21 protein-coding genes are annotated in these 19867 nt (G+C 66.9%); 16 read left to right on the forward strand and 5 right to left on the reverse strand.

What is annotated here, in order from left to right:
* Positions 1-54 precede the first annotated feature (54 nt).
* A complete protein-coding gene (locus CKW34_RS11805) occupies positions 55-324 on the forward strand; it encodes a TetR/AcrR family transcriptional regulator (protein ID WP_059383524.1) in 270 nt (89 codons plus the stop codon).
* An 11-nt stretch (positions 325-335) separates the two neighbouring features.
* On the opposite strand, the gene CKW34_RS11810 is transcribed toward CKW34_RS11805, so the two are convergent.
* Together CKW34_RS11810 and CKW34_RS11820 are read right to left on the reverse strand one after the other, a co-directional pair.
* Positions 336-593 (reverse strand): hypothetical protein, encoded by a 258-nt coding sequence (locus CKW34_RS11810; RefSeq protein ID WP_080968344.1) that lies wholly within the window; start codon positions 591-593, stop codon positions 336-338.
* 146 nt (positions 594-739) lie between these two features.
* A complete protein-coding gene (locus tag CKW34_RS11820; RefSeq protein ID WP_016694803.1) occupies positions 740-1540 on the reverse strand; it encodes a HugZ family pyridoxamine 5'-phosphate oxidase in 801 nt (266 codons plus the stop codon).
* Between the two features lie 148 nt (positions 1541-1688).
* Between CKW34_RS11820 and CKW34_RS11825 the strand changes: the two genes are divergently transcribed.
* Positions 1689-2138 (forward strand): cupin domain-containing protein, encoded by a 450-nt coding sequence (locus CKW34_RS11825; protein WP_026061701.1) that lies wholly within the window; start codon positions 1689-1691, stop codon positions 2136-2138.
* Positions 2139-2700: 562 nt separating this feature from the next.
* Positions 2701-4959 carry an NADP-dependent isocitrate dehydrogenase gene (locus CKW34_RS11830; RefSeq protein ID WP_059383522.1) on the forward strand — a complete coding sequence of 753 codons (2259 nt, stop codon included), beginning with the start codon at positions 2701-2703 and terminating at the stop codon, positions 4957-4959.
* 169 nt (positions 4960-5128) lie between these two features.
* Here CKW34_RS11830 and CKW34_RS11835 read toward each other — a convergent pair whose 3' ends face one another.
* From CKW34_RS11835 to CKW34_RS11845, 3 genes are all read right to left on the reverse strand, one after another.
* Complete coding sequence (locus CKW34_RS11835; protein ID WP_059383521.1) at positions 5129-5713, reverse strand: PadR family transcriptional regulator; 585 nt, start codon at positions 5711-5713, stop codon at positions 5129-5131.
* Between the two features lie 19 nt (positions 5714-5732).
* Positions 5733-6722, reverse strand: coding sequence for an NAD(P)H-dependent flavin oxidoreductase (locus tag CKW34_RS11840; protein WP_059383520.1), 990 nt, complete (start codon positions 6720-6722; stop codon positions 5733-5735).
* 212 nt (positions 6723-6934) lie between these two features.
* Positions 6935-8218: a TetR/AcrR family transcriptional regulator gene (locus tag CKW34_RS11845; RefSeq protein ID WP_064059864.1), complete on the reverse strand. Its 1284-nt coding sequence runs from the start codon at positions 8216-8218 to the stop codon at positions 6935-6937.
* A gap of 324 nt (positions 8219-8542) precedes the next feature.
* On the opposite strand from CKW34_RS11845, the gene CKW34_RS11850 reads away from it, so the two are divergent.
* The 13 genes from CKW34_RS11850 to CKW34_RS11910 all read left to right on the forward strand — a co-directional run bounded on the left by CKW34_RS11850 (position 8543) and on the right by CKW34_RS11910 (position 19835).
* Positions 8543-8767 (forward strand): hypothetical protein, encoded by a 225-nt coding sequence (locus CKW34_RS11850; RefSeq protein ID WP_059383518.1) that lies wholly within the window; start codon positions 8543-8545, stop codon positions 8765-8767.
* Between the two features lie 169 nt (positions 8768-8936).
* Positions 8937-9749: an MlaE family ABC transporter permease gene (locus tag CKW34_RS11855; RefSeq protein ID WP_016696353.1), complete on the forward strand. Its 813-nt coding sequence runs from the start codon at positions 8937-8939 to the stop codon at positions 9747-9749.
* A complete protein-coding gene (locus tag CKW34_RS11860) occupies positions 9746-10600 on the forward strand; it encodes an MlaE family ABC transporter permease (RefSeq protein WP_059383517.1) in 855 nt (284 codons plus the stop codon). Before CKW34_RS11855 ends, CKW34_RS11860 begins: the two co-directional genes overlap by 4 nt.
* A gap of 3 nt (positions 10601-10603) precedes the next feature.
* The gene (locus CKW34_RS11865) at positions 10604-11878 is read left to right on the forward strand and encodes an MlaD family protein (protein WP_064059860.1); all 1275 of its coding nucleotides are present in this window, start codon (positions 10604-10606) and stop codon (positions 11876-11878) included.
* Positions 11875-12948, forward strand: coding sequence for an MlaD family protein (locus tag CKW34_RS11870; RefSeq protein ID WP_059383515.1), 1074 nt, complete (start codon positions 11875-11877; stop codon positions 12946-12948). The genes CKW34_RS11865 and CKW34_RS11870 overlap by 4 nt, the downstream gene beginning before the upstream one ends.
* A complete protein-coding gene (locus CKW34_RS11875) occupies positions 12945-13169 on the forward strand; it encodes a hypothetical protein (RefSeq protein WP_143533332.1) in 225 nt (74 codons plus the stop codon). Before CKW34_RS11870 ends, CKW34_RS11875 begins: the two co-directional genes overlap by 4 nt.
* On the forward strand, positions 13169-14218 hold the full coding sequence (locus CKW34_RS11880) for an MCE family protein (protein WP_059383513.1): 1050 nt from the start codon (positions 13169-13171) through the stop codon (positions 14216-14218). The genes CKW34_RS11875 and CKW34_RS11880 overlap by 1 nt, the downstream gene beginning before the upstream one ends.
* Positions 14209-15333 (forward strand): MCE family protein, encoded by a 1125-nt coding sequence (locus tag CKW34_RS11885; protein ID WP_059383512.1) that lies wholly within the window; start codon positions 14209-14211, stop codon positions 15331-15333. The genes CKW34_RS11880 and CKW34_RS11885 overlap by 10 nt, the downstream gene beginning before the upstream one ends.
* Complete coding sequence (locus CKW34_RS11890) at positions 15330-16424, forward strand: MlaD family protein (protein ID WP_157742105.1); 1095 nt, start codon at positions 15330-15332, stop codon at positions 16422-16424. The genes CKW34_RS11885 and CKW34_RS11890 overlap by 4 nt, the downstream gene beginning before the upstream one ends.
* Positions 16421-17638 (forward strand): MlaD family protein, encoded by a 1218-nt coding sequence (locus CKW34_RS11895; protein WP_059383510.1) that lies wholly within the window; start codon positions 16421-16423, stop codon positions 17636-17638. Before CKW34_RS11890 ends, CKW34_RS11895 begins: the two co-directional genes overlap by 4 nt.
* Positions 17625-18179 (forward strand): hypothetical protein, encoded by a 555-nt coding sequence (locus CKW34_RS11900; RefSeq protein WP_059383509.1) that lies wholly within the window; start codon positions 17625-17627, stop codon positions 18177-18179. Before CKW34_RS11895 ends, CKW34_RS11900 begins: the two co-directional genes overlap by 14 nt.
* Positions 18180-18202: 23 nt before the next feature.
* Positions 18203-19108, forward strand: a complete 906-nt coding sequence (locus CKW34_RS11905) for an oxygenase MpaB family protein (protein WP_059383508.1) — start codon at positions 18203-18205, stop codon at positions 19106-19108.
* Between the two features lie 7 nt (positions 19109-19115).
* Positions 19116-19835, forward strand: coding sequence for an oxygenase MpaB family protein (locus CKW34_RS11910; RefSeq protein WP_059383507.1), 720 nt, complete (start codon positions 19116-19118; stop codon positions 19833-19835).
* Positions 19836-19867 lie beyond the last annotated feature (32 nt).

The raw sequence follows: 19867 nt of genomic DNA on the forward strand, positions 1-19867 counted from the left end.
TCGCATTCGGCACGGGACAATGAGTGAGTGCGTACCCATGGATGGGCCGGTTTGATGCCCCCTGCCGATGACAACGAAGCGTCGAAACGCATCATCATCGCTGCCGGAGAGCTCATGGATTCGGGCGCGACCGACGTGAACATCCGTCAGGTTGCGCAGAAACTCGGCATCGCTCGCCAGACCGTCTACAGGTACTTTCCGAACAGTCAGGCCCTCTTGGCCGCGACTGCGCAACACGCCACCGACGAGTTCCTCGGCGACCTGGCGCGTTCTCTGAAGGTCTCACCGAGCCGTCACACGCGATCGTCGAAGCGATCGCTCTGACCTTCGAACGTCTACGCAAGCATCGCCGCTTCGGTCTGCTGTTCGCCCGGCCCGAGAACGCGAAGTTCACCGCCGAAGTGACCGCCGCCCGGTCCATCGCCATAGGACGCGTGATCGTGGATCACCTCGCCATCGATTGGGCAGCACACGGATGGACGGACGCCGACATGAACGAACTGGTCGAGATCATGCTCCGGTTCGTTCAATCGCTCCTCGTCGACCCTGGTGATCCTCTCCGTTCCCCGGCCGAGCTGCGCGCGTTTCTGCATCGTTGGGTCGGAACCGCCATCGAGGCGAAGGCCTTGCCGTCTGGAACGCGGCCCCCGTCGGGTACGCATTGTTCGCGCTGATCACCGAGAAGGAATCCGACCTTGCCACGGCAGCAGCGATGCTCGATCCACAGCACTGACCATGCTTACGGTGATTGCGCCGCGCGAGCCAGAGCGACTGTTGCTGCGCGCAATTCGTCGGCGGAGTCGAGCGGCGACAGATAGCCGGCGCGCGTCATGGCTCGCCCACGCGGCGTGGTGACATCGAGGTCGAGGCCGTATCGGTCGGCTCCGACACAGGTTGCCGCTGTCGCATCCGGGAACCCGCCGAGCTTCCGGGCCATCGCCAGCAGCGCGTCGGCGTGATCGTCGTTGAGATGCGCGATCGCACGAGCCGCCGACGGGGTCACAGGATCCGGCAACGCTTCGGCATAGTCCTCGGCGGTGGCCGAATCCATCCGTCCGTACCCACCGACCCAGCGCACGCGCTGAACCCGAAGAACCCAGAGCGTGAAGTCGCTGAAATCGATGTACACGCGGGCCGCAGGGACAGCTGCCAGGTGTGCTTCGCGCGCGGCGGCCAGTTCCTCACCTTCGGGACGCTCGACGTACCCGGCGAGAGTGATGCGGGTGCCGGCGAGCGGGTCGGACTGCGGGTCGGGCGCGACGATCGCGATGCTCGCGCGTGGGTCGCGCGCAAGATTGCGGCCGTGCTCTGCCATGTGCGACACGCACAACACCGGTGAGCCGCCGACCAGTCCGTACGTCACGAAGGAGGCCCAGGGGTCTCCTTCCTTCGTGAGGGTCGCGAGAGTGCCGGTGTTCGTCGACGCCGCGACCGTCCGCGCTTCCTCGGCGGCAGTGGGTCGGGTCGCGTTGACGATCTCCGCCAACGGCGGCGGCACGGTGGGAGCGTCGCCGGGGTCTCCGTGATCCGAGTTCGTCATTCACGAGACGCTACCGACACGCCGGCTTCCGAGCGAGCCGTCATGGATGGGCATGATGGGCCGCGGCGGAGCGGCAAGCAGAGGACGGGTTCATCGAGTGCACGAGTTGTCCTGCAGCAGTGTCGTGTAGGCGGTAGCGTCCGTGCGCATGAAGCGCTCCGTGCAGGGTGTACTCGCGGCGACGGCATGTGCAGCAACGATGGCGGTGCCCGGGTGGGCGCACGCCACCCCGAGCGAGGGCATCTCAGGAGTCACTCGGGTGGACATCGAGGTGCCACCGCGACTGCTGCCGTTCGTACCGGACGGTGTGCACGCCGTGGCCCGGGAGATCACCATCGAACCGGGCGGTAGCACCGGTTGGCACTATCACGATGGTCCCGTGCTCGGCATCGTGCGGGCCGGCACGTTGACGCATCCCGAAGGAGACTGCGAGCCTGTCGTGTTCGAGACCGGTGATTTCATCAACGAACCCTCGGGTCGGGACCACCTGCACGTGGGCCGGAATCTCGGCGCGGAGCCGGTGATCCTCGACGTGGTGTACCTCGTGCCGATCGGGTCGCCGCTGTTCGAGGATGTTCCGGCGCCCGCCTGCGATTGATGTCGGAGCAGTGGCGGGCTCCTGCCGGTAACAGCTCGAGTCGAGTCGTCGGCGAGAAATGTGAAGTTTTTCATCGGGACGCAGGCGTGCGGCTCCCTCTAGGGTCCGCGGTCGTCTCCCCGCAGAGCGACGATCGACGAATCTCGACGGAACGATCGTCCCTGACGACAGCATCTGCAGGCGTCGGCGTTCGACCGCGATCGGACGGCCGAGGGATCGAATTCCGGTTCGACATCGGGATCGCTTGTGACAGCAGTCTTCCCACTGCTTGCGAAGACTTCTTTCCTGACGGCGATGCTGTGCGCTGATCGCACCCGCGTCACGACAGGTCGAGGGGCCATCGAATCGGTGGCGCGCCGGACTGCGGCGTTGTCGGTCGCGAGCGGACATGGGGTCGACGGTCGGGCGCCCGTCGGGCCGTCGAAGCCTGTCGGCGGAGTTCGAGTTACCGGCGAGTAAATATCGTTCTCGAGTTCTCGCACGTAGCCTGATACCCGATGCAATCCCGCACGCGGAGCATTTCGTGAGGCGGACCGAACCGACGTAGGGAGTCGAGACAAGAATGAGCGCCGACAAGCAGTCGACCATTATCTATACGTTGACCGACGAGGCGCCGTTGCTTGCGACCTACGCCTTCCTGCCGATCGTGCGTACCTTCGCTGGGGCCGCGGGCATCGAGGTCGAGACCAGCGACATCTCGGTGCCTGCGCGGATCCTGGCCGAGTTCCCCGAGCACCTCACGGAAGAGCAGCGCGTCCCGGACAACCTGGCCGAGCTGGGTCGTCTGACGCAACTGCCCGAGACCAACATCATCAAACTGCCCAACATCAGTGCGTCCGTACCGCAGCTCCTGGCTGCCATCAAGGAACTGCAGAGCAAGGGCTACCAGGTCCCGGATTTCCCGGACGCCCCGAAGACGGACGAAGAGCGTGCCATCCGGGAGCGCTACGGCAAGATTCTCGGCAGTGCGGTCAACCCTGTCCTGCGTGAGGGCAACTCCGATCGGCGCGCACCCCGGGCGGTGAAGGAGTACGCCCGTAAGCACCCGCACAGCATGGGCGAGTGGTCGATGGCCTCGCGCAGCCACGTCGCGCACATGCGGCACGGCGACTTCTACCACGGCGAGAAGTCGATGACGCTGGACCGGGCGCGCAAGGTCCGGATGGAGCTGGTGACCGAGGGTGGCGAGACGATCGTCCTCAAGCCCGAGGTGGAGCTCGGTGAGGGCGACATCATGGACAGCATGTTCATGAGCAAGAAGGCGTTGCTCGAGTTCTACGAGGAGCAGATGGAGGATGCGCGCAAGACGGGCGTGATGTTCTCCCTCCACGTCAAGGCGACGATGATGAAGGTCTCGCACCCCATCGTCTTCGGCCATGCGGTGAAGACCTTCTACAAGGACGCCTTCGCCAAGCATCAGAAGCTGTTCGACGAGCTGGGCGTCAACGTCAACAACGGTCTCGGCGACCTGTACGACAAGATCGAGACGCTGCCCAGCACGCAGCGCGACGAAATCAAGCAGGACCTGCACAACTGCCATGAGCACCGTCCCGAATTGGCCATGGTCGATTCCGCACGCGGCATCTCCAACTTCCATTCCCCCAGCGATGTCATCGTGGATGCCTCGATGCCCGCAATGATTCGCTCGGGCGGCAAGATGTACGGCGCCGACGGACGGCCCAAGGACGTCAAGGCGGTCATGCCGGAGTCCACTTTCGCGCGCATCTACCAGGAGATCATCAACTTCTGTAAGACCAACGGCGCGTTCGACCCGACGACCATGGGTACCGTTCCCAACGTCGGTCTCATGGCGCAGAAGGCCGAGGAGTACGGCTCGCACGACAAGACCTTCGAAGTTCCGGAGGAGGGCGAGGCCAACTTCGTCGATGTCGAGACCGGTGAGGTGCTGCTCACCCAGCACGTCGAGGCGGGTGACATCTGGCGCATGTGCACCGTCAAGGACGCGCCGATCCGCGACTGGGTCAAGCTCGCGGTCACCCGGGCACGCAACTCCGGTATGCCGGTCCTGTTCTGGCTCGACCCGTACCGCCCCCACGAGAACGAGTTGATCAAGAAGGTCGAGCTGTACCTGCAGGATCATGACACCGAGGGCCTCGACATCCACATCATGTCGCAGGTGCGCTCGATGCGGTACACGCTGGAGCGACTGATCCGCGGAATGGACACCATTGCCGCGACCGGCAACATCCTGCGTGACTACCTCACCGACCTGTTCCCCATCCTCGAACTCGGTACGAGCGCCAAGATGCTGTCGATCGTGCCGCTGATGGCGGGCGGCGGCCTCTACGAGACGGGTGCCGGCGGGTCGGCGCCCAAGCACGTCAAGCAGTTGGTGGAGGAGAACCACCTGCGCTGGGATTCGCTCGGTGAGTTCCTGGCGTTGGCCGTAAGCCTGGAGGACCTCGGCATCAAGACCGGCAACGAGCGCGCCAAGATCGTGGCGAACGCGCTCGATGCAGCGACCGGCAAGCTGCTGGAGACGAACAAGAGCCCGTCTCGCAAGGTCGGCGAGCTCGACAACCGGGGCAGCCAGTTCTACCTCGCGATGTACTGGGCACAGGAACTTGCCGGGCAGACCGAGGATCCGGAACTCGCAGAACAGTTCGCCCCGCTGGCCGAAGCGCTGGCCAGGGACGAGGAGACGATCGTGCGGGAGCTGAACGAGGTGCAGGGCGCGCCGGTCGACATCGGTGGCTACTACCGGCCGGACAAGGACAAGACCGTGGCCGTGATGCGGCCGAGCCGGACCCTGACCACCGCGCTGACGGCAGTCGACCCTGAGGCCGGAAACGCCCCGTGACGGGTAGGCCTGCGTCCTTGTAGGTAAGTCCGCTGCTCCACGGCCGGTGTAACCGCGGGTCGTCGAGCGGCCCCAGAATGCACGGGCAGAGGGAGGTCGACCGGCTCCGAATGAAGGGCCGGTCGACCTCCTCGCGTAGTGCGCCTCGGCGCGGTTCTCGTGTTCCGGCCTACGTGACCGTTCCGCTGCGGTCAGCGGTGGAATCCGGCGTCGCGTCGAGCCGGTCGATCGTGTCGAGCGCCTCGTCCAGCCAGGTCAGCCAGGTCTCCTCGAGGAGGATGCCGAGGCGGAGCACGAGGTGCTGCAGGGTGCTCCGCGCGTCGCCCCGAGCCTCGGCGAAGTCGCGTTGCTCGATGGCGCGATACTGCTCGAGCATCGCCGCGCGATACGCCCGTTGATGTTCCAGCGCGGGACGCGCGGCGTCGGGATCGTCGAGCGCCGCGGCCGCGCGCAGGCGCACGGAGACACCGGAGCGCACCACGTCCGGATCCTCGATCTCGGAGATCCAGCCGCGCAGCAGTCGGCGACCATCGGGTGTGATGGTGAAACGTCGAGGCTGACCGCGGCCGGGTTTTCCGTCCGTCGGGACTTCGCGGATCAGGTCGCCCGCCCGCATCCGATCCAGTTCGCGGTAGATCTGCTGGTGGGTCGCGGGCCAGAAGTACCCGATCGACCGGTCGAAGCGCCGCGCCAGTTCCAGTCCGGTGCTGTCGCGCTCGACCAGCGCGGTGAGGATGGCGAACCTGAGAGACACCGCGTCAGCCTAGGTCACACTATCCGGCGTCGATCATGGCGACTCGGCGTCGTTCGAGGGACGTCCACGCCTGCTCGTAATCGTCGCGGAGTCGTTGGACGAGCTCGCGGGCGGGGACGACGGACTCGATCGCGCCGAGGCCCTGGCCGGCGCCCCAGATGTCGCGCCAGGCCTTGGCGTCGGTGTTGCCACCGGACCCGAAGTTCATGGCGGACGGATCGGACTCGGGGAGGTCGTCGGGGTCGAGTCCGGCGGCGACGATGCTTCCCCGCAGGTAGTTGCCGTGCACGCCGGTGAACAGGTTGCTGTAGACGATGTCCTTGGCGGTGCTGTCGACGATCATGTTCTTGTAGTCGTCGGCGCTGCGGGCCTCCTCGGTGGCGAGGAAGGCCGTGCCGGCGTATGCGAGGTCGGCGCCGGCGGCCTGGGCAGCGAGGATCGAGCGGCCGTGGGCGATGGATCCCGACAGCAGCAGGGGGCCGTCGAACCACCGGCGGATCTCTTGGAGCAATGCGAACGGTGACTGCGTGCCGGCGTGGCCGCCTGCGCCCGCGGCGACGGCGACGATGCCGTCCGCGCCCTTGTCGATCGCCTTGTGCGCGAACTCGTTCGAGATCACGTCGTGGAGGACGATGCCGCCGTAGGAGTGAACAGCCTCGTTGACCTCCTCGCGGGCACCGAGCGAGGTGATCACAATGGGGACCCGATGCTCGACGATCACCTCGAGGTCCTGCTCGAGCCGCTCGTTGGAGCGGTGCACGATCTGGTTGACGGCGAACGGCGCGACGTACTCCTCGGGGTGGCGTGCCGCGTAGTCGGCGTTGCTCTCGGTGATCTGCTGCAGCCAGTCGACGAGCATCGACTGAGGACGCGCGTTGAGTGCCGGGAACGACCCGACGACTCCGGCCTGGCACTGGGCGGACACCAGTTCCGGCCCTGACGCGATGAACATCGGGGAAGCGACCAGGGGCACGCTCAGCGGGCCGGACAGGATCGGTGGCAGCGTCATGATGTGTTCCTTCTTCGTCTCCGGAGGGTCCCTCTGCCGCCAGACTATGTGCAACAAGGTGCAAAAAACAATGGGTCGACGTCACCTAGCTTGGAACAGAGGGTTTTCGGGGATCACAGCTGTGTGCACCCAGTGGCACTACGGGCGTCAGCGGGTGATCTCGCGCAGTGTGCAACGAGCGGCACCACTCAGTGCGTATTGAGCGTGATCGCTCAGTGCGCGGACCCGATCGTCGGCGTGCACGGGGCGTCCTCGCCGTGGCCGAGGCGCTGACCGGACCGGCTCAGCAGCACCGCGAGCATGCACCGGTGGATGTTCTCCGCTTGCTGCTGTGCCGCGGACGTGCCCAGCAGGACCCCGAGATCCGGCACCAGGTTGATCGCGGCGTACATGAGGAAGCGGGCATCCGCGGCGGACAGACCGTCGCAGATCGCCTGTAGGTAGGACGACCACTGCTCCACATTGGCGCGCTGACGCAACCGCAGATCGGCGCGCGAGGCGTCCGGAACGTTGACGAGCTCGGCGAAGTACACCGACATCAGTTCCCGCTGGGAGAACGACAGGTCGACGTAGATCGAGACCAGCGATCGCAACGCGTCCTCCGGATCGGACGCTGCGGCCGTCCCGGCGGCCACGGCTGTCTCGAGTCGGTCGGCCGCTCGGTGGAAGGCCGCAGCGAGGATGTCGGACTTCGACACGAAATAACGGTAGATCCCGGAGGCGGGGAGGCCGACCGTGGCAGCGATGTCCTCGACCGCGACCTCGTTGTAGCCCCGTTGGTGGAACAGCCCGACCGCCGAACGCAGCAGGTTTTCCCGCATGTTGTCCTGGCCCGGGCGATCCGCGGCGGCGACTCGCTCGGGCGCGGCGGGAGCGGGGGAGAAGCGGGTCTCGGCGAGCGCGGTGCACGCATCGAGCACTAGTTGTTCCATGTACCGCGGAGGCAGCGTCAGATTGTGCACGGTGATGCTGCCGATGGTGCTGAGCATGGCCGCGACGAGCACGAACGCGTCCTCGTCGGACAGATCCGGCCGGATCTGGTGCAGTGGGCGACGGATGCGGGCATTGACCGCCCAGGAGCGTTCGCGGATGGCGGGGCGGTCCTCCTTCCGGAGATATCTGCGCTCCCATCGGTAGATCCCGGCCGACCGACGCTGCTCGACCGTCACCGCGATGATCGCGGACATCTGGGCACGGAGGGTCTCCCGTGGATCGCGCGCGGGGTCGTCGGGCACGGAATCGAGGGCGCCCTCGAGCGAATCGATCAGCATGAGCGCCGAATTCAGGAACAGGGCGTACTTGCCCGGAAAGTGCCGGTAGAGCGCGGACTTCGTGACACCGACCTCCGTCGCGATGTCCTCGACGCTCACACCGTGGTAGCCGCGCTCGGCGAAGGCGACGGCAGCTGCGGCGGCGATTCGCGCACGACGATCCTTCGGGCGGGTTCGTCGTCCGGTGTCGGGGGACGTCTTGCCGACCACGCGTGTTCGCCTCACTGATTCTGGATGTCGTTCGCGGAGGATCGGTGTCGCTCCGTCGGGGAAATTCTCGACCCGTTCTGCGAGCAGCGTACACACCGGCGGGGCATCGATCCATCCGAGCGGCCGGTTCCTTGTTGCCATCGGGGCCGTCCGAACGATGTCCGCGCGACGTCGATCGGGTCTTCGGAGACCTTCGGAATGACCGTTCACAAATTTCGGATGTTCCTGATAACCTCCCCGGCGGTCGTGCCGGCGGACCGGTTCGATCGATCCTGATCCGGCCCGGGCCGGGACCGTCGTTCTCCACTCGTTCTTCCATCCATCGAGGAGGGCTCTGCCATGCTTGCCATCGCCCGCAGGATCCTGTCCTACGAGATGACCGTCGCCGAGTTCATCGGACTCGTCATCCTCGTCGCAATCCCGTACGGCCTGGTCGGGGTGATCTGGACCCTCACCCACACCTCACATCTCGGTGCCATGGACGGGGTGGATCTGGTGATCTCGTTCCTCGGATCGATCGTGTGCTGGCCGGTCCTCATCTTCTCCGACGTGTGCATGACGTGAACGTCGGAATGGTTGTTCACTTAGCTCTTGTCCGGCACAGGACGGGTGTGGCACACTTCACGCGCTCGGACCGTGACGCGCTCCGCCACCGGCCGGACAGTTCCACTCGGCGCCGACGGGCGGTTTCCGGCGCCGACATCCAGGGGGGTTCGATGAAGGGAACCGGTAGATGACCTACGAGTTGCCGAACTCGCGTGGTCCCATCAGGGACGTCGCGACGGAAGGTGGCTATCTCATCGGCTTCGCCGTCCAATCGCTCGTGGTCCTCGCGGCCGCGGTGCTCAGACGGCGACTTTCGTTGCACGAGACGGTCACTCAGACACTCTTCATCGGGAGGGTATGTACCGGGCCGTCCCTGCTGCTCATGGTCCCGGTGGGGGTGTTCATCGCGGTGTCCGTCGGCGAACTCGCCGGCCGCATCGGAGCCGGCGGCTACTCGGGTGCCGTCGTCGCGTTCATCATCGTCGGACAGGCCTCGGCCCTGGTCTGCGCGCTCATGCTCGCCGGCGTCGCCGGCTCCGCCATCTGCACCGATCTCGGGTCCCGCAAGATCCGCGAGGAGATCGACGCGATGGAGGTGATGGGTCTCGACATCCTCGAGCGCCTCGTCGCCCCCCGGCTCGTCGGAGCGGTCATCGTCTCGTTGGCGCTGTGCTCGATGGTCACGGTCGGTGGTGTCGCCGCATGCTGGCTCTACCACATCTACGTGCAGCATCTGCCCGCCGGCACGTTCATGGCGACCTTCGCCGAGTACGGCCGACCGGCCGATTTCGTCATGGCCCTCGTGAAGTCCGCGGTGTTCGGCCTGCTCGCGGCGCTGGTCGCCACGTTCAAGGGGTTGCACACCAAGGGCGGCCCGCGCGGGGTGGCCGACGCGGTGAACGAAGCCGTCGTCATCGCCTTCGCGCTCGTCTTCATCGTCAACACCGCTCTGTCGGCGCTGTACACGGTGATCGTCCCGGCAGTGGGTGAGTTCCGATGAGCACCGATGTCCGATTGCAGGCCACCCGGCTGGCGCAGCCGATCCGGCAGACCGGCGACAATCTCGCGACGCTCGGGATGCACGTCACCTTCTACTGCCGCACCATTGCGTCGATCCCTTACGCGCTCACCCGATTCCGCAAGCACGTCATCGCGCAGATCAGCGAGGTCAGCTTCGGTACCCAGTCACTGCTCTCCGGTGGTGGCACGATCGGCATCGTCTTCGCGATGTCGCTCGCCGCGGCCATGATGCTCGGCGTCGAGACCCAGCGCGGCCTCGAACTCGTCGGGATGACCACGATGTCGGGCATGCTCTCCGCGGTGGCCAACACCCGCGAGCTGGCACCGGTCGTCGTCGCCATCGCCCTGTCGGCGAAGGTGGGCGTCGGCTTCACCGCCCAGATCGGGGCAATGCGCATCTCCGACGAGATCGACGCGCTCGACTCGATGGCCATCAAGTCGATCCCGTTCCTGGCCGCCACCCGCACCATCGCCGCGATGGTGTGTGTCATCCCGATCTACATGATCGGACTGCTGGCCAGCTACCTGTCCACCCGACTGGTCGTGGTGGTGTTCAACGGCGCGTCCGCCGGCACCTACGACTACTTCTTCCACCTCGTGCTCACCCCGCAGGACCTGCTGTATTCGGGCATCAAGGCCATGGCCTTCGCGATGGTGGTCAGCCTGGTGCACTGCGCCTACGGCTACTACGCCTCGGGTGGTCCCGCAGGCGTCGGTGCCGCCGCGGGCCGGGCGCTGCGCACGGCGATCCTGTCCATCGGTGTGCTCGACGTGCTGCTGACCTTCGCGCTGTGGGGACTGGTTCCCGAAATTCCTGGTATGGGGGTGTGATTCGTGGACCGTCCCAGTTCACGCGAACGACTGAATTATCTGGTCCGGGGTGCTGTGGCCTTCGCCGTGGCCCTCGGCGTCGCGGCGGTGATGGTGCTGCGCGGTACCGGCGCGCTCGATCGGACCGAGGACGTCTTCGTCGAGGTGCCCTCCGCAGTCGGCCTGGTCAACGCCGGAGCACCGGTCCGGTATCTCGGCGTCGACATCGGCCGGATCGCCTCGATCGAGGCCGGCGCCACCGAATCGCGGGTGCGACTGGCCGTCGACATCGATGCCTCCCGCACGATCCCGTCCGACGTCCTGGCGCGCGTGGTGCCCCGCACCTTCTTCGGCGACATCTACGTCGAGTTGGTGACCGATCCGACCGAAGAGAATGCCGCGCGCGGCAGTTCCGCGCGTACCGAGGCGGTCGCCCTCGCCGACGTCGACTCGATCGCCGTCGACACCGGCCCCGAGGCCGTCGCGATGTACGACGTGTTCACCCGGATGTCGAGTGTGCTCGAGCAGATGCAGCCGCAGGAGATGGCCAAGGCCCTCGACGCGCTCGGGCGCGCCCTGGACGGCAACGGTGAGACCATCGGACGCACCATCGACCGGCTCGCCGCGACCACCGACCAGCTCACTCCGTCGCTGAACGAGTTCATCGACGCGACACCGCAATTCGTCACGGTCATGGAATCGCTCCAGACCGCGACCCCGGACATGGTGGGCATGCTGTCCGCCGCGACCGAGGTCTCCCGTGCCATCGTCGAACACCGCGGCGACCTGGCAGACACGATGGGAGCGGCGACTCTGCTCGCCGCCTCCGTCGACGGATTCACCGGCCCCCGACTGGACACGATGATCACGGTCACCGACTCGATCGGCACGATCCTCGCGACCACCGGCGCCGACCCGGACGGCCTCTACGCCACCCTCGCGAACGCGGAGACCTTCGGCGCCGCCGGTGCCCGGGTCTTCGGCAGCGGCCGGTTCGACATCACCGCCGTCCCGACCTTCGCCGGCCCGCTGCCCTACACCGCTGCGGACTGCCCCAGTTACGGGTCCCTCACCGGCGCGAACTGCAACAGTCCCGGCAACGGCTCCTACAGTGCCGCCGAGCCGGTGATCAACGCGGCCGCCGAGGCCGGCCCCCTGCAACTTCTCGAACAGCAATTGCGCGGCGAGCCCGCCGCGGCGCCGGCGGAACAGGACACGGCGGAGCCGACCGGACCGCACGCCGCGGTGACGGCACTGCTCGCCCCCCTCTTCCGCGGAAGCGAGGTACGGATTCCGTGAAACTGACACGACTCCAGGTCTCGACCCTGGTCGGCTACTGCACCATCGGCGTCGTCTGCAGCACCCTCGTCTACAACGCGCTGGCCGTGCCGGTGCGGGGTGCCAGCGACAACTACGTCCTCGAGTTCACCGATGTCGAAGGGCTCAACCCCGGCAACCCCGTGACCCTGTCCGGCGTGCGGGTGGGCCGGGTCGACGCGGTCGACGTCGCCGACACCGACGACGGTCGCGCGCTCGCCCGCGTCACCGTGGAGGTCGAACGCGGACGCACCCTCCCGAAGGACGTCGAGGCGTCCGTCCGGTACGGCGACATGCTCGGCGCCCGCTATGTGGCGCTCACCCTGCCCGAGTCGGGAGTCGCCGCCGGATCCGACGGCACCGAGGCGGGGGTGCCCGCCGAATCCGACGGCGCCGAGGTGCTCGAACCGGGAGGCGTGGTGCCCGTCTCGCAGACCACCCCACCCATCGACCTCACCGCGCTGATGAACGGCTTCCGGCCCCTGTTCGAGTCGTTGCCCCCGCAGGAGGTGAATGTCCTCGCCCGGAACGTGGTCGACACCTTCAACGGCCGAGGCGACGCGGTCGCCCGGTTCCTCGACCGGGTGGCGGTGCTGTCGACGCAGCTCGGCGACCGCGAACACATCCTCGGCGAGGTCGCGACGAACATGAACCGCATCCTCGGTTCGCTCGACAACCGGCACGACGAACTGCGCGACCTCACCGACGGGCTGGCCGCGCTCGGCGCCTCGGTGGTGGGGGACGGGCAGCAACTGGCCGCCTTCCTCGACACCGGTGCGCAGAGCGTGTCCGCACTGGCGGACACCATCGCCGACTCGCAGGGCGCCTTCACCCGCAGCCTGCAGCAGTTCGGCGCCGTCACCGACCAGTGGATCGCGTCGACACCCGAGTTCGAGCGCATGCTCGCCGGCCTGCCCGCCTTCGCCGACAACATCAACCACACGGGGCAGTACGGCAGCTTCATCAGTCTCTATCTCTGCAATTTCAGCCTGAAAGCAGGCGACGCGGAAGTGAACATCTTCGGCCCGACCCATTCGCCGGTGTGCTCATGATGACCCTCACCCGATTCATCGATCTGCTCGTGCGTTTCGTCACCGCACTCGGTGGCCGCATCGGCCGGGTGCCCCGGTTCGCGGCCTGGACGGTCGTCGTCGTGGTGGCGGTCGCCGGTGTCTCGCTCGTCGCGGTGGGCATCGCCTACATCGACGATCTCGTCCACGTCCTCCGAGGCGACGCAGCCTCGGCAGCCGGGGGAGGGGCACTCACCCGATGATGTTCCTCGTCAAGCTCATCGACGTCTTCGTCGGCGCCCTCGAGTTCCTGTTCGGTGGTGGCCGACGGCAGAACACCACCCACATGCCGCTCGTGCTCGGCACCATCGGAATCTTCGTCCTCGTCGTCGGACTCGGTGCGGCCGTGGGACTTCCGCGGGTGTGGTACCAGGTGCGCACCGAGCCGTACACGGCCGAGTTCGCCAACGCCGCCGGACTCGCCACCGGCGATCCGGTCTACGTCGCGGGCGTGCCGGCCGGGCGCGTGGAGGGCATCCGGCTCGCCGGTACCCACGTCGACGTCGACTTCCGCCTCGACAAGCAGCGCGCCGTGGGCAACACCTCCACCGCATCGGTCCGGCTCGAAACCGTCCTCGGCAAGCGGTATCTCGATCTCCGTCCCGTCGGGGTCGACGACGGAGCGAACCGGATCCCGCTGGCCCGCACCACCGTTCCCTACTCGCTCGACGAGATCGGAGCCGGCGCCGACGCGGTCGCCGAGGACCTCGACCTCGACGCGATGACCGAGATGATGAGCACCCTGTCGCAGGTGCTGCCGCGGGAGAGCGACGAGCTCGACCGTGCCCTCACCGGTATCAGCGCCGCCTCGACCGCGTTCTCCCGGCACGGCGAACAGTTCGACCAGCTCCTCGACACCGCCCGGAAGCTGTCGGAGATGGCGGTCGACCAGCAGGACACCCTGGTGCAGAACGCGGTCGACGCCCGCACCCTCGTGCAGACCCTCGTCGTCCGCAAGGACACACTCACCCGGCTCGTCGAGAACCTGCGGGTCGTCATCGCGACCATGTCGGAGACGCTCACCGCCAACCGCGGCGACGCCGACCGCCTCGTCGCCAACCTGGTGGAGGTCTCCGGGACCCTCCAGCGCAACGCCGACCGGATCGGCATGCTCATGGACCGCCTACCCCCGGCCCTGCGCACCGTCACCGATGCCACGGGCAACGGCTCGTGGGCGGACGTCGTCACCCCCGCCACGGTCCTTCCCGACAATCTTCTCTGCGCGATCGGAGTGATGCAGGAATGCCGGTGACCTCGACACCGACGAGAACCTCGCGACGGAAGAAGATCGTCGCGGCGACCCTTGTCCTACTCCTTCTGATCGCGTTGCCCGCGTGGTACGTCTTCGGCCGCACCGACCGCAGTCACACCGTCCACGCCGACTTCGAATACGTCAACGGCATCTACGTGGGCAGTACCGTCGCCGTGCTCGGCGTGGAGGTCGGCACCGTCACCGACATCGAACCGCAGGGAACGTCCGTGCGAGTGACGATGACCGTCCCCGACGAGGTGACCCTCCCCGAGGACGTCTCCGCCTACGTGATGAGCCCCGCGATCATCAGCGAACGCTACGTCGAACTGGGGCCCGCCTACGACGGCGGTCCCACCTTCGCCGACGGCGGGGTGATCCCGAAGGACCGCAGCCACTCGCCGATCGACATCGACAACATGCTCGACAGCCTGTCCACGATCATCGAGACGATGGGACCGGACAACGCCGACCTCGGCGCCGTCCTCACCAGCGGAGCCGATGTGTGGGAGGGGCGCGGCGCGGCCTTCCACGACGCCATCGCCGATCTCGCCGCCGCCACGGGCGTCGTCGGGGCATCCAGTGAGGACTTCGCACTGCTCGTCGAGAACCTCTCGGCACTGCTGCGCGCCCTCGACGAACGGTCGGTGGGTCTCGACAGCATGGTCACCGATCTCAGCGCGCTCGCCGCGGTCTGGGAGGAGAGCGATCTCGACGTCACCGAGCCGTTGCAGCAACTGCAGGTCGTGTTCGACGAGGTCGACATCTTCGTCGCGCAGCACCAGGAGAGCTTCGGTGCGATCTCCGACAACCTGAAGGTCATCGGCGACACCCTCGGGGAGAACCCTCAGGGTCTGGCCGAGTTCATGGACCTCGTCCCGCTGATGATGGAGAACCTGACCGACACGATCGGCCCCGACGGTCGCGGCCGCATCCGTCTGAACATCTCCACCGCGCTGACGCAGTTCGCGGTCGCGGCCCCGCTGTGCGCGGAACATCCGCTCCCGCTCTGCACGGGAGCCGGCTTCACCAACCCGATCTCCTTCCCGATCAGCGCCTCGGATCCGCTCGGCATCGTCAGCGCGGTCACCGGTGGACAACCAGGAGGCAACCCGTGAGCTCAGCTTCTGCAGCATCGCCGCGTCGCTCCGTGACGTGGGGCCTGGCCCTCGTCGGTGCCGCTCTCACCTGCGCGACGGTGGTGTCCGGATGCGGCTACGGTATCCAGGATCTTCCCGTCGGACGCTCCATCGGCGGTGGCGACTTCGAGGTCACCGTGCAACTGCCGTCCGCGGACGGCCTGGTCCTCGGCGCCGACGTGCGCTACGGCCAGCAGATCGTCGGCCGCGTCGCCGGACTCGACACCGCACCCGGTGGCGCCGACGTGCGGGTCTCGCTCGAGGAAGACCTCGAGGTCCCGTCCGATGTCCTCGTCTCCGTCGAGATCCCGTCCGCGTTGGGCAGCCCGTACCTGCGGCTCGTCCCGCCACCGAACCCGAGTTCGTCGTTGCTCGCCGACGGTGACGTCGTATCGGAGCAGAACGTCGACCTCGGTCCCCGGGTGGAGACGATGCTCGCCGCGCTCGGCAATGTCGTCAGCGGCAGCGGACTGACCCAACTCGAGACCGTCGTGCGCGAACTCAACGTCGCATTCACCGGCCGATCCGGGAGCGTCCAGGCCCTCGCCGACACCGCGACCGAGATGATGACCCGCGCGATCGACGAACAGACCTCCTTCGACCAGGCCATGACGCTCGCCGCCGACGTCACCCGACGGATGGTCGAGGAGGAGGAGATGTTCGACCGCTATCTCGTCGAAACCGCCGGCGCCGTCGATGTCCTGGTGGCCCAACGCGAGAGTATGGCTTCCCTGCTCGACGCCACCACGCGCCTGGCGGCGAACGTCAACGAGTTGACTGCCGCGACCCCCGACGGGGCCGGGGGGCTGCTGCGCGACGCCGACACGATCACCGCCACGCTCGCGTCGTTCAACGACCGCATCGGCACCACCCTCGCCAACATGAACGCCTTCATGGCCGCCTTCGACAGTTCCGTCCGCGGCGACTACCTGGTATTCGACGGTGCCCTGGAGATCCCGGAGAGCCTCGACACGATCTTCACCCGCGGGTATTTCACCGGTGACTTCACCGGATTCGACGACGCGTCCGCACCGGCCTCGCTGGAAGAACTGCTCGGAGGGGAGCGATGAAGAAGATCGTCGTCGTTCAGCTGGTCCTGTTCGTCATCACCGCGCTGACCGTGGTGCCCTACGGCATCTACTACATCGTCGGACCCACCGGTGTCGGCGACCGCATCAACCTCCACGCCACGGTCGACAACGCCCTCGGTGTCGGCGAGGGCACCGTCGTGACCTATCGCGGTGTCCAGGCGGGCATGGTCACCGGTATCGGATTCGACCCCGAGACCCGGCGTGCCCGCCTCGATTTCGCACTCGACGGTGACACCCGTATCCCCGTCGACTCCTACGCCAAGATCACCCAGGGCACCATGGCCGGCATGCTCAACGTCGACATCTTCCCGCGTGTCGACCACGGCCCCTATCTCACCGACGGCGACGAGATCACGATGCCCGCCGAGGAGCAGCCCACCCAGATCTCCGAAACCCTCGCCCACACCGCCGATCTGCTCGAAACCATCGACCCCGCGGTGATCTCGACAGTCGGTCAGGAGCTCGGCAGCGCGTTCGAAGGACTCGGACCCGACCTGGCCCGTCTCGTCACCGACGCCGACCGGATCTCCGCGCAGCTCGCCGAGGACGCGCCCGCCCTCGCCGAACTGCTCGATCGCGCAGCCGGATTGACGGGCACCATGGCCGAGAACTCCACCGAGTTCGTCGACGGGATGGCGTCGGCGCGGACCGTCGCCGAATCATTGCAGGCCAACGAGGATCGCATCGCCTCGATGATGGCCACCGGCCCCGACGCGATGCGCCGTGCCGACGAGGCCATCGGCGCGAACCAGGAGTCGTTCTCCGCGGTGCTCGCCAACCTCGGCGCGGTCGGTCCGGTGATCTCCGACCGGTCCGCGGCGCTGCGCACCGGTCTGGACGCGATTCCCCGCGGCCTAGCGGCACTCGAATCGATCGTGCACGGCGACCGCGCGGACTTCGCCCTGATCGCCACGCAGGGACCGGCCTGCTACTACGACAATCCCCGTCGCGCGCTCGGCGACACGTCCCCGATCGAACCGAACCTCGACTACTACTGCCCACCGGGGCAGGACCTCGAGCAACGCGGCTCCCGCAACGCACCCCGCCCCAACGATCTCGGGCTCGGAGGCACCACCCCGGGCACGGTGATCGGACCGCCTGTCGTCGCCGATCCGATCCTCATCCCGAGCGGCACCGAACTGCTCTATTTCTGGAAGAGCCTGCTGGAAGGCAACACTCATGGCACACGATGACACCGGTACGGCAGTCCTCGACAAGACTCCGGTCGCAGAGTCCGCGACCGTCGAACGACGCTCGTCGAAGCCCCGCGGGCTGGTGGTCGCGCTGGTCCTCTCGATCAACGCTCTGCTCGTGATGCTGGCAGCGCTCGTCGTGGTCCTCGTCGATTACCGCACCGACGAGCAGGCAGAGCAGGAGGCGGTGGCACTGGCGCGCGAGTACGCCGTGGTGATGTCGACCTTCGACTACCAGAACCTCGATGCCAACCGTGAACGGATCGCGGAGATGTCCACGCCGGCCTTTGCCGAACGCTACGGATCGATGGTCGACGCGCTGCGTGAACTCGTCACCGAGGGGCAGGGCAGCGCTGAAGCGCAGGCGCTGCACGCGGCCACCGAGCACACCGACGGCGACACCGCCACGGTGCTCGTCTTCGCCGACCAGAACGCCACGAACGTCTCGACACCCGACGGGGGCACCTCGCGTTTCCGAATGGTGTTCTCCCTGGTCCGCATCGACGACCGCTGGCTCGTCGACAACGTCGAAACACTCTGACCCACACCACGAGGAGACACGCGATGCCCACTCCCTATCTCGACGACCTGGACCGGGAACCGGTACTGAGCTCGCGCCGGACCCGCATCACCATCACCAGCGGCCCCAACCGATGGAGTCGCAAGCAGCACAAGGTGTCCGACGCCGTCGACTTCTGGTCCTTTGCCGGGGCCGCCGCGAACGTCATCATGCAGCTCGGCTGGCCCGAGGTGGCGTACGGCGTCATGGAGAGCAAGGTCGAATCCGGTTCGCTGGTCAAGCACCCGTGGAAGCGGGCCCGCACCACCGCCACCTACCTGGCTGTGGCGATCCTCGGCAACGACGAGGACCGCAAGGCCTACCGCGAGGCCGTCAACGGTGCCCATCGGTTCGTGCGATCCGACGAGAACAGCCCGGTCAAGTACAACGCGTTCAACCGCGAACTGCAGCTGTGGGTCGCTGCCTGCCTGTACATCGGCATCGAGGACATGTACCAGTTGCTGCGCGGCAAGCTCGACGACGAGCAGCTCGAGGAGTTCTACTGCACCGGTTCCACCCTCGGCACAACCCTGCAGGTCACCGAGGACATGTGGCCCGCGACGCGGGCCGATTTCGACAGGTACTGGAACATCGCCTGCGAGCGGGTCGTCTTCGACGAGACCACCAAGGCGTATTTGATGGACCTGGTCGATCTGAAGATGATCAACTGGCCGATGCGCCTGATGTTCCGGAATCTCCTGCGTTTCCTCACCATCGGGAGCCTGCCCCCGATCTTCCGGGAAGCGCTCGACCTGGAATGGAGCGAAGCCGACCGCCGACGCTACGAGCACTTGTTCGTGTTCGTCTCGTTCGTCAATCGGTTTATCCCGCGTTTCCTGCGGCACGGCGGAAGCGAAGCGCTCGTCGCCGATCTGCGTCGCCGCGTCAAGTCCGGTCGCAATCTGATCTGACAGGCGCATGACCGTTCCAGACACCGACATCGACCCGGATGGGTTGTTGCGGCGCTACCTGCACGACCGGCGTTTCCTGCTCGCCCTGCCGCGGGCGGTGGCGCTGCAGATGCTGCATCCGGCGATCGCGGCGGGCATGGACCACTCGCGGACGCCGCGCCGGCTCTGGTTGCACAAACGCCGGACGGTGCCGGTGCTCGTCCGTGCCGCCTACGACGACCGTCACATCCGCCCGATCGTCCGGTTCGCGCACGAGGACGTGAAGGGAACGGACGACCTCGGCCGCCGGTACCACGCGCTCGACCCGGATGTCTTCTTCTTCCAGCACGCCACCTACGTCGACACGCTCGTGACGATGATCGACGTCTTCGTCCGTCGCCTCGAGGTGGGGGAGAAGGAGGCGCTCTACCTGGACAGTTGCGCGTGGTACCGGCGTTACGGCATCTCCGATCGGCGGATGCCGCAGGACTGGGCGGAGTTCACGGACTATTTCGACGACACCTGCGCCTCGGTCCTGGCCCGCACACCCAGCGGCGACCGCTACCGCGACCAGATCTTGCAGCCCCGCGACTGGGTGCAGCGTGGGATCCCGGCCCGGGTCGTCCGCGCGCTGCTGCACCCGGCCGCGCGCACGCTGTGGGAGGTCGACGTCGGCGCCGCCCATCGACGCGCACTCACGGCGTATGCGACGTACCGGCGCCTGCGTCGAGGACCGATCACGCGGTAACCGCACCGCGGATCGACAGAACGGATCATCAC

Source organism: Rhodococcus rhodochrous, assembly GCF_900187265.1.
Classification (GTDB): Bacteria; Actinomycetota; Actinomycetes; order Mycobacteriales; family Mycobacteriaceae; genus Rhodococcus; species Rhodococcus rhodochrous.

Coding starts and splice junctions, on each gene's coding strand:
- CKW34_RS11805 (WP_059383524.1), top strand. CDS start 55: ATGCCCCCTGCCGATGACAACGAAGCGTCGAAACGCATCATCATCGCT.
- CKW34_RS11810 (WP_080968344.1), bottom strand. CDS start 593: ATGCAGAAACGCGCGCAGCTCGGCCGGGGAACGGAGAGGATCACCAGG.
- CKW34_RS11820 (WP_016694803.1), bottom strand. CDS start 1,540: ATGACGAACTCGGATCACGGAGACCCCGGCGACGCTCCCACCGTGCCG.
- CKW34_RS11825 (WP_026061701.1), top strand. CDS start 1,689: ATGAAGCGCTCCGTGCAGGGTGTACTCGCGGCGACGGCATGTGCAGCA.
- CKW34_RS11830 (WP_059383522.1), top strand. CDS start 2,701: ATGAGCGCCGACAAGCAGTCGACCATTATCTATACGTTGACCGACGAG.
- CKW34_RS11840 (WP_059383520.1), bottom strand. CDS start 6,722: ATGACGCTGCCACCGATCCTGTCCGGCCCGCTGAGCGTGCCCCTGGTC.
- CKW34_RS11850 (WP_059383518.1), top strand. CDS start 8,543: ATGCTTGCCATCGCCCGCAGGATCCTGTCCTACGAGATGACCGTCGCC.
- CKW34_RS11855 (WP_016696353.1), top strand. CDS start 8,937: ATGACCTACGAGTTGCCGAACTCGCGTGGTCCCATCAGGGACGTCGCG.
- CKW34_RS11860 (WP_059383517.1), top strand. CDS start 9,746: ATGAGCACCGATGTCCGATTGCAGGCCACCCGGCTGGCGCAGCCGATC.
- CKW34_RS11875 (WP_143533332.1), top strand. CDS start 12,945: ATGATGACCCTCACCCGATTCATCGATCTGCTCGTGCGTTTCGTCACC.
- CKW34_RS11880 (WP_059383513.1), top strand. CDS start 13,169: ATGTTCCTCGTCAAGCTCATCGACGTCTTCGTCGGCGCCCTCGAGTTC.
- CKW34_RS11885 (WP_059383512.1), top strand. CDS start 14,209: ATGCCGGTGACCTCGACACCGACGAGAACCTCGCGACGGAAGAAGATC.
- CKW34_RS11895 (WP_059383510.1), top strand. CDS start 16,421: ATGAAGAAGATCGTCGTCGTTCAGCTGGTCCTGTTCGTCATCACCGCG.
- CKW34_RS11900 (WP_059383509.1), top strand. CDS start 17,625: ATGGCACACGATGACACCGGTACGGCAGTCCTCGACAAGACTCCGGTC.
- CKW34_RS11905 (WP_059383508.1), top strand. CDS start 18,203: ATGCCCACTCCCTATCTCGACGACCTGGACCGGGAACCGGTACTGAGC.
- CKW34_RS11910 (WP_059383507.1), top strand. CDS start 19,116: ATGACCGTTCCAGACACCGACATCGACCCGGATGGGTTGTTGCGGCGC.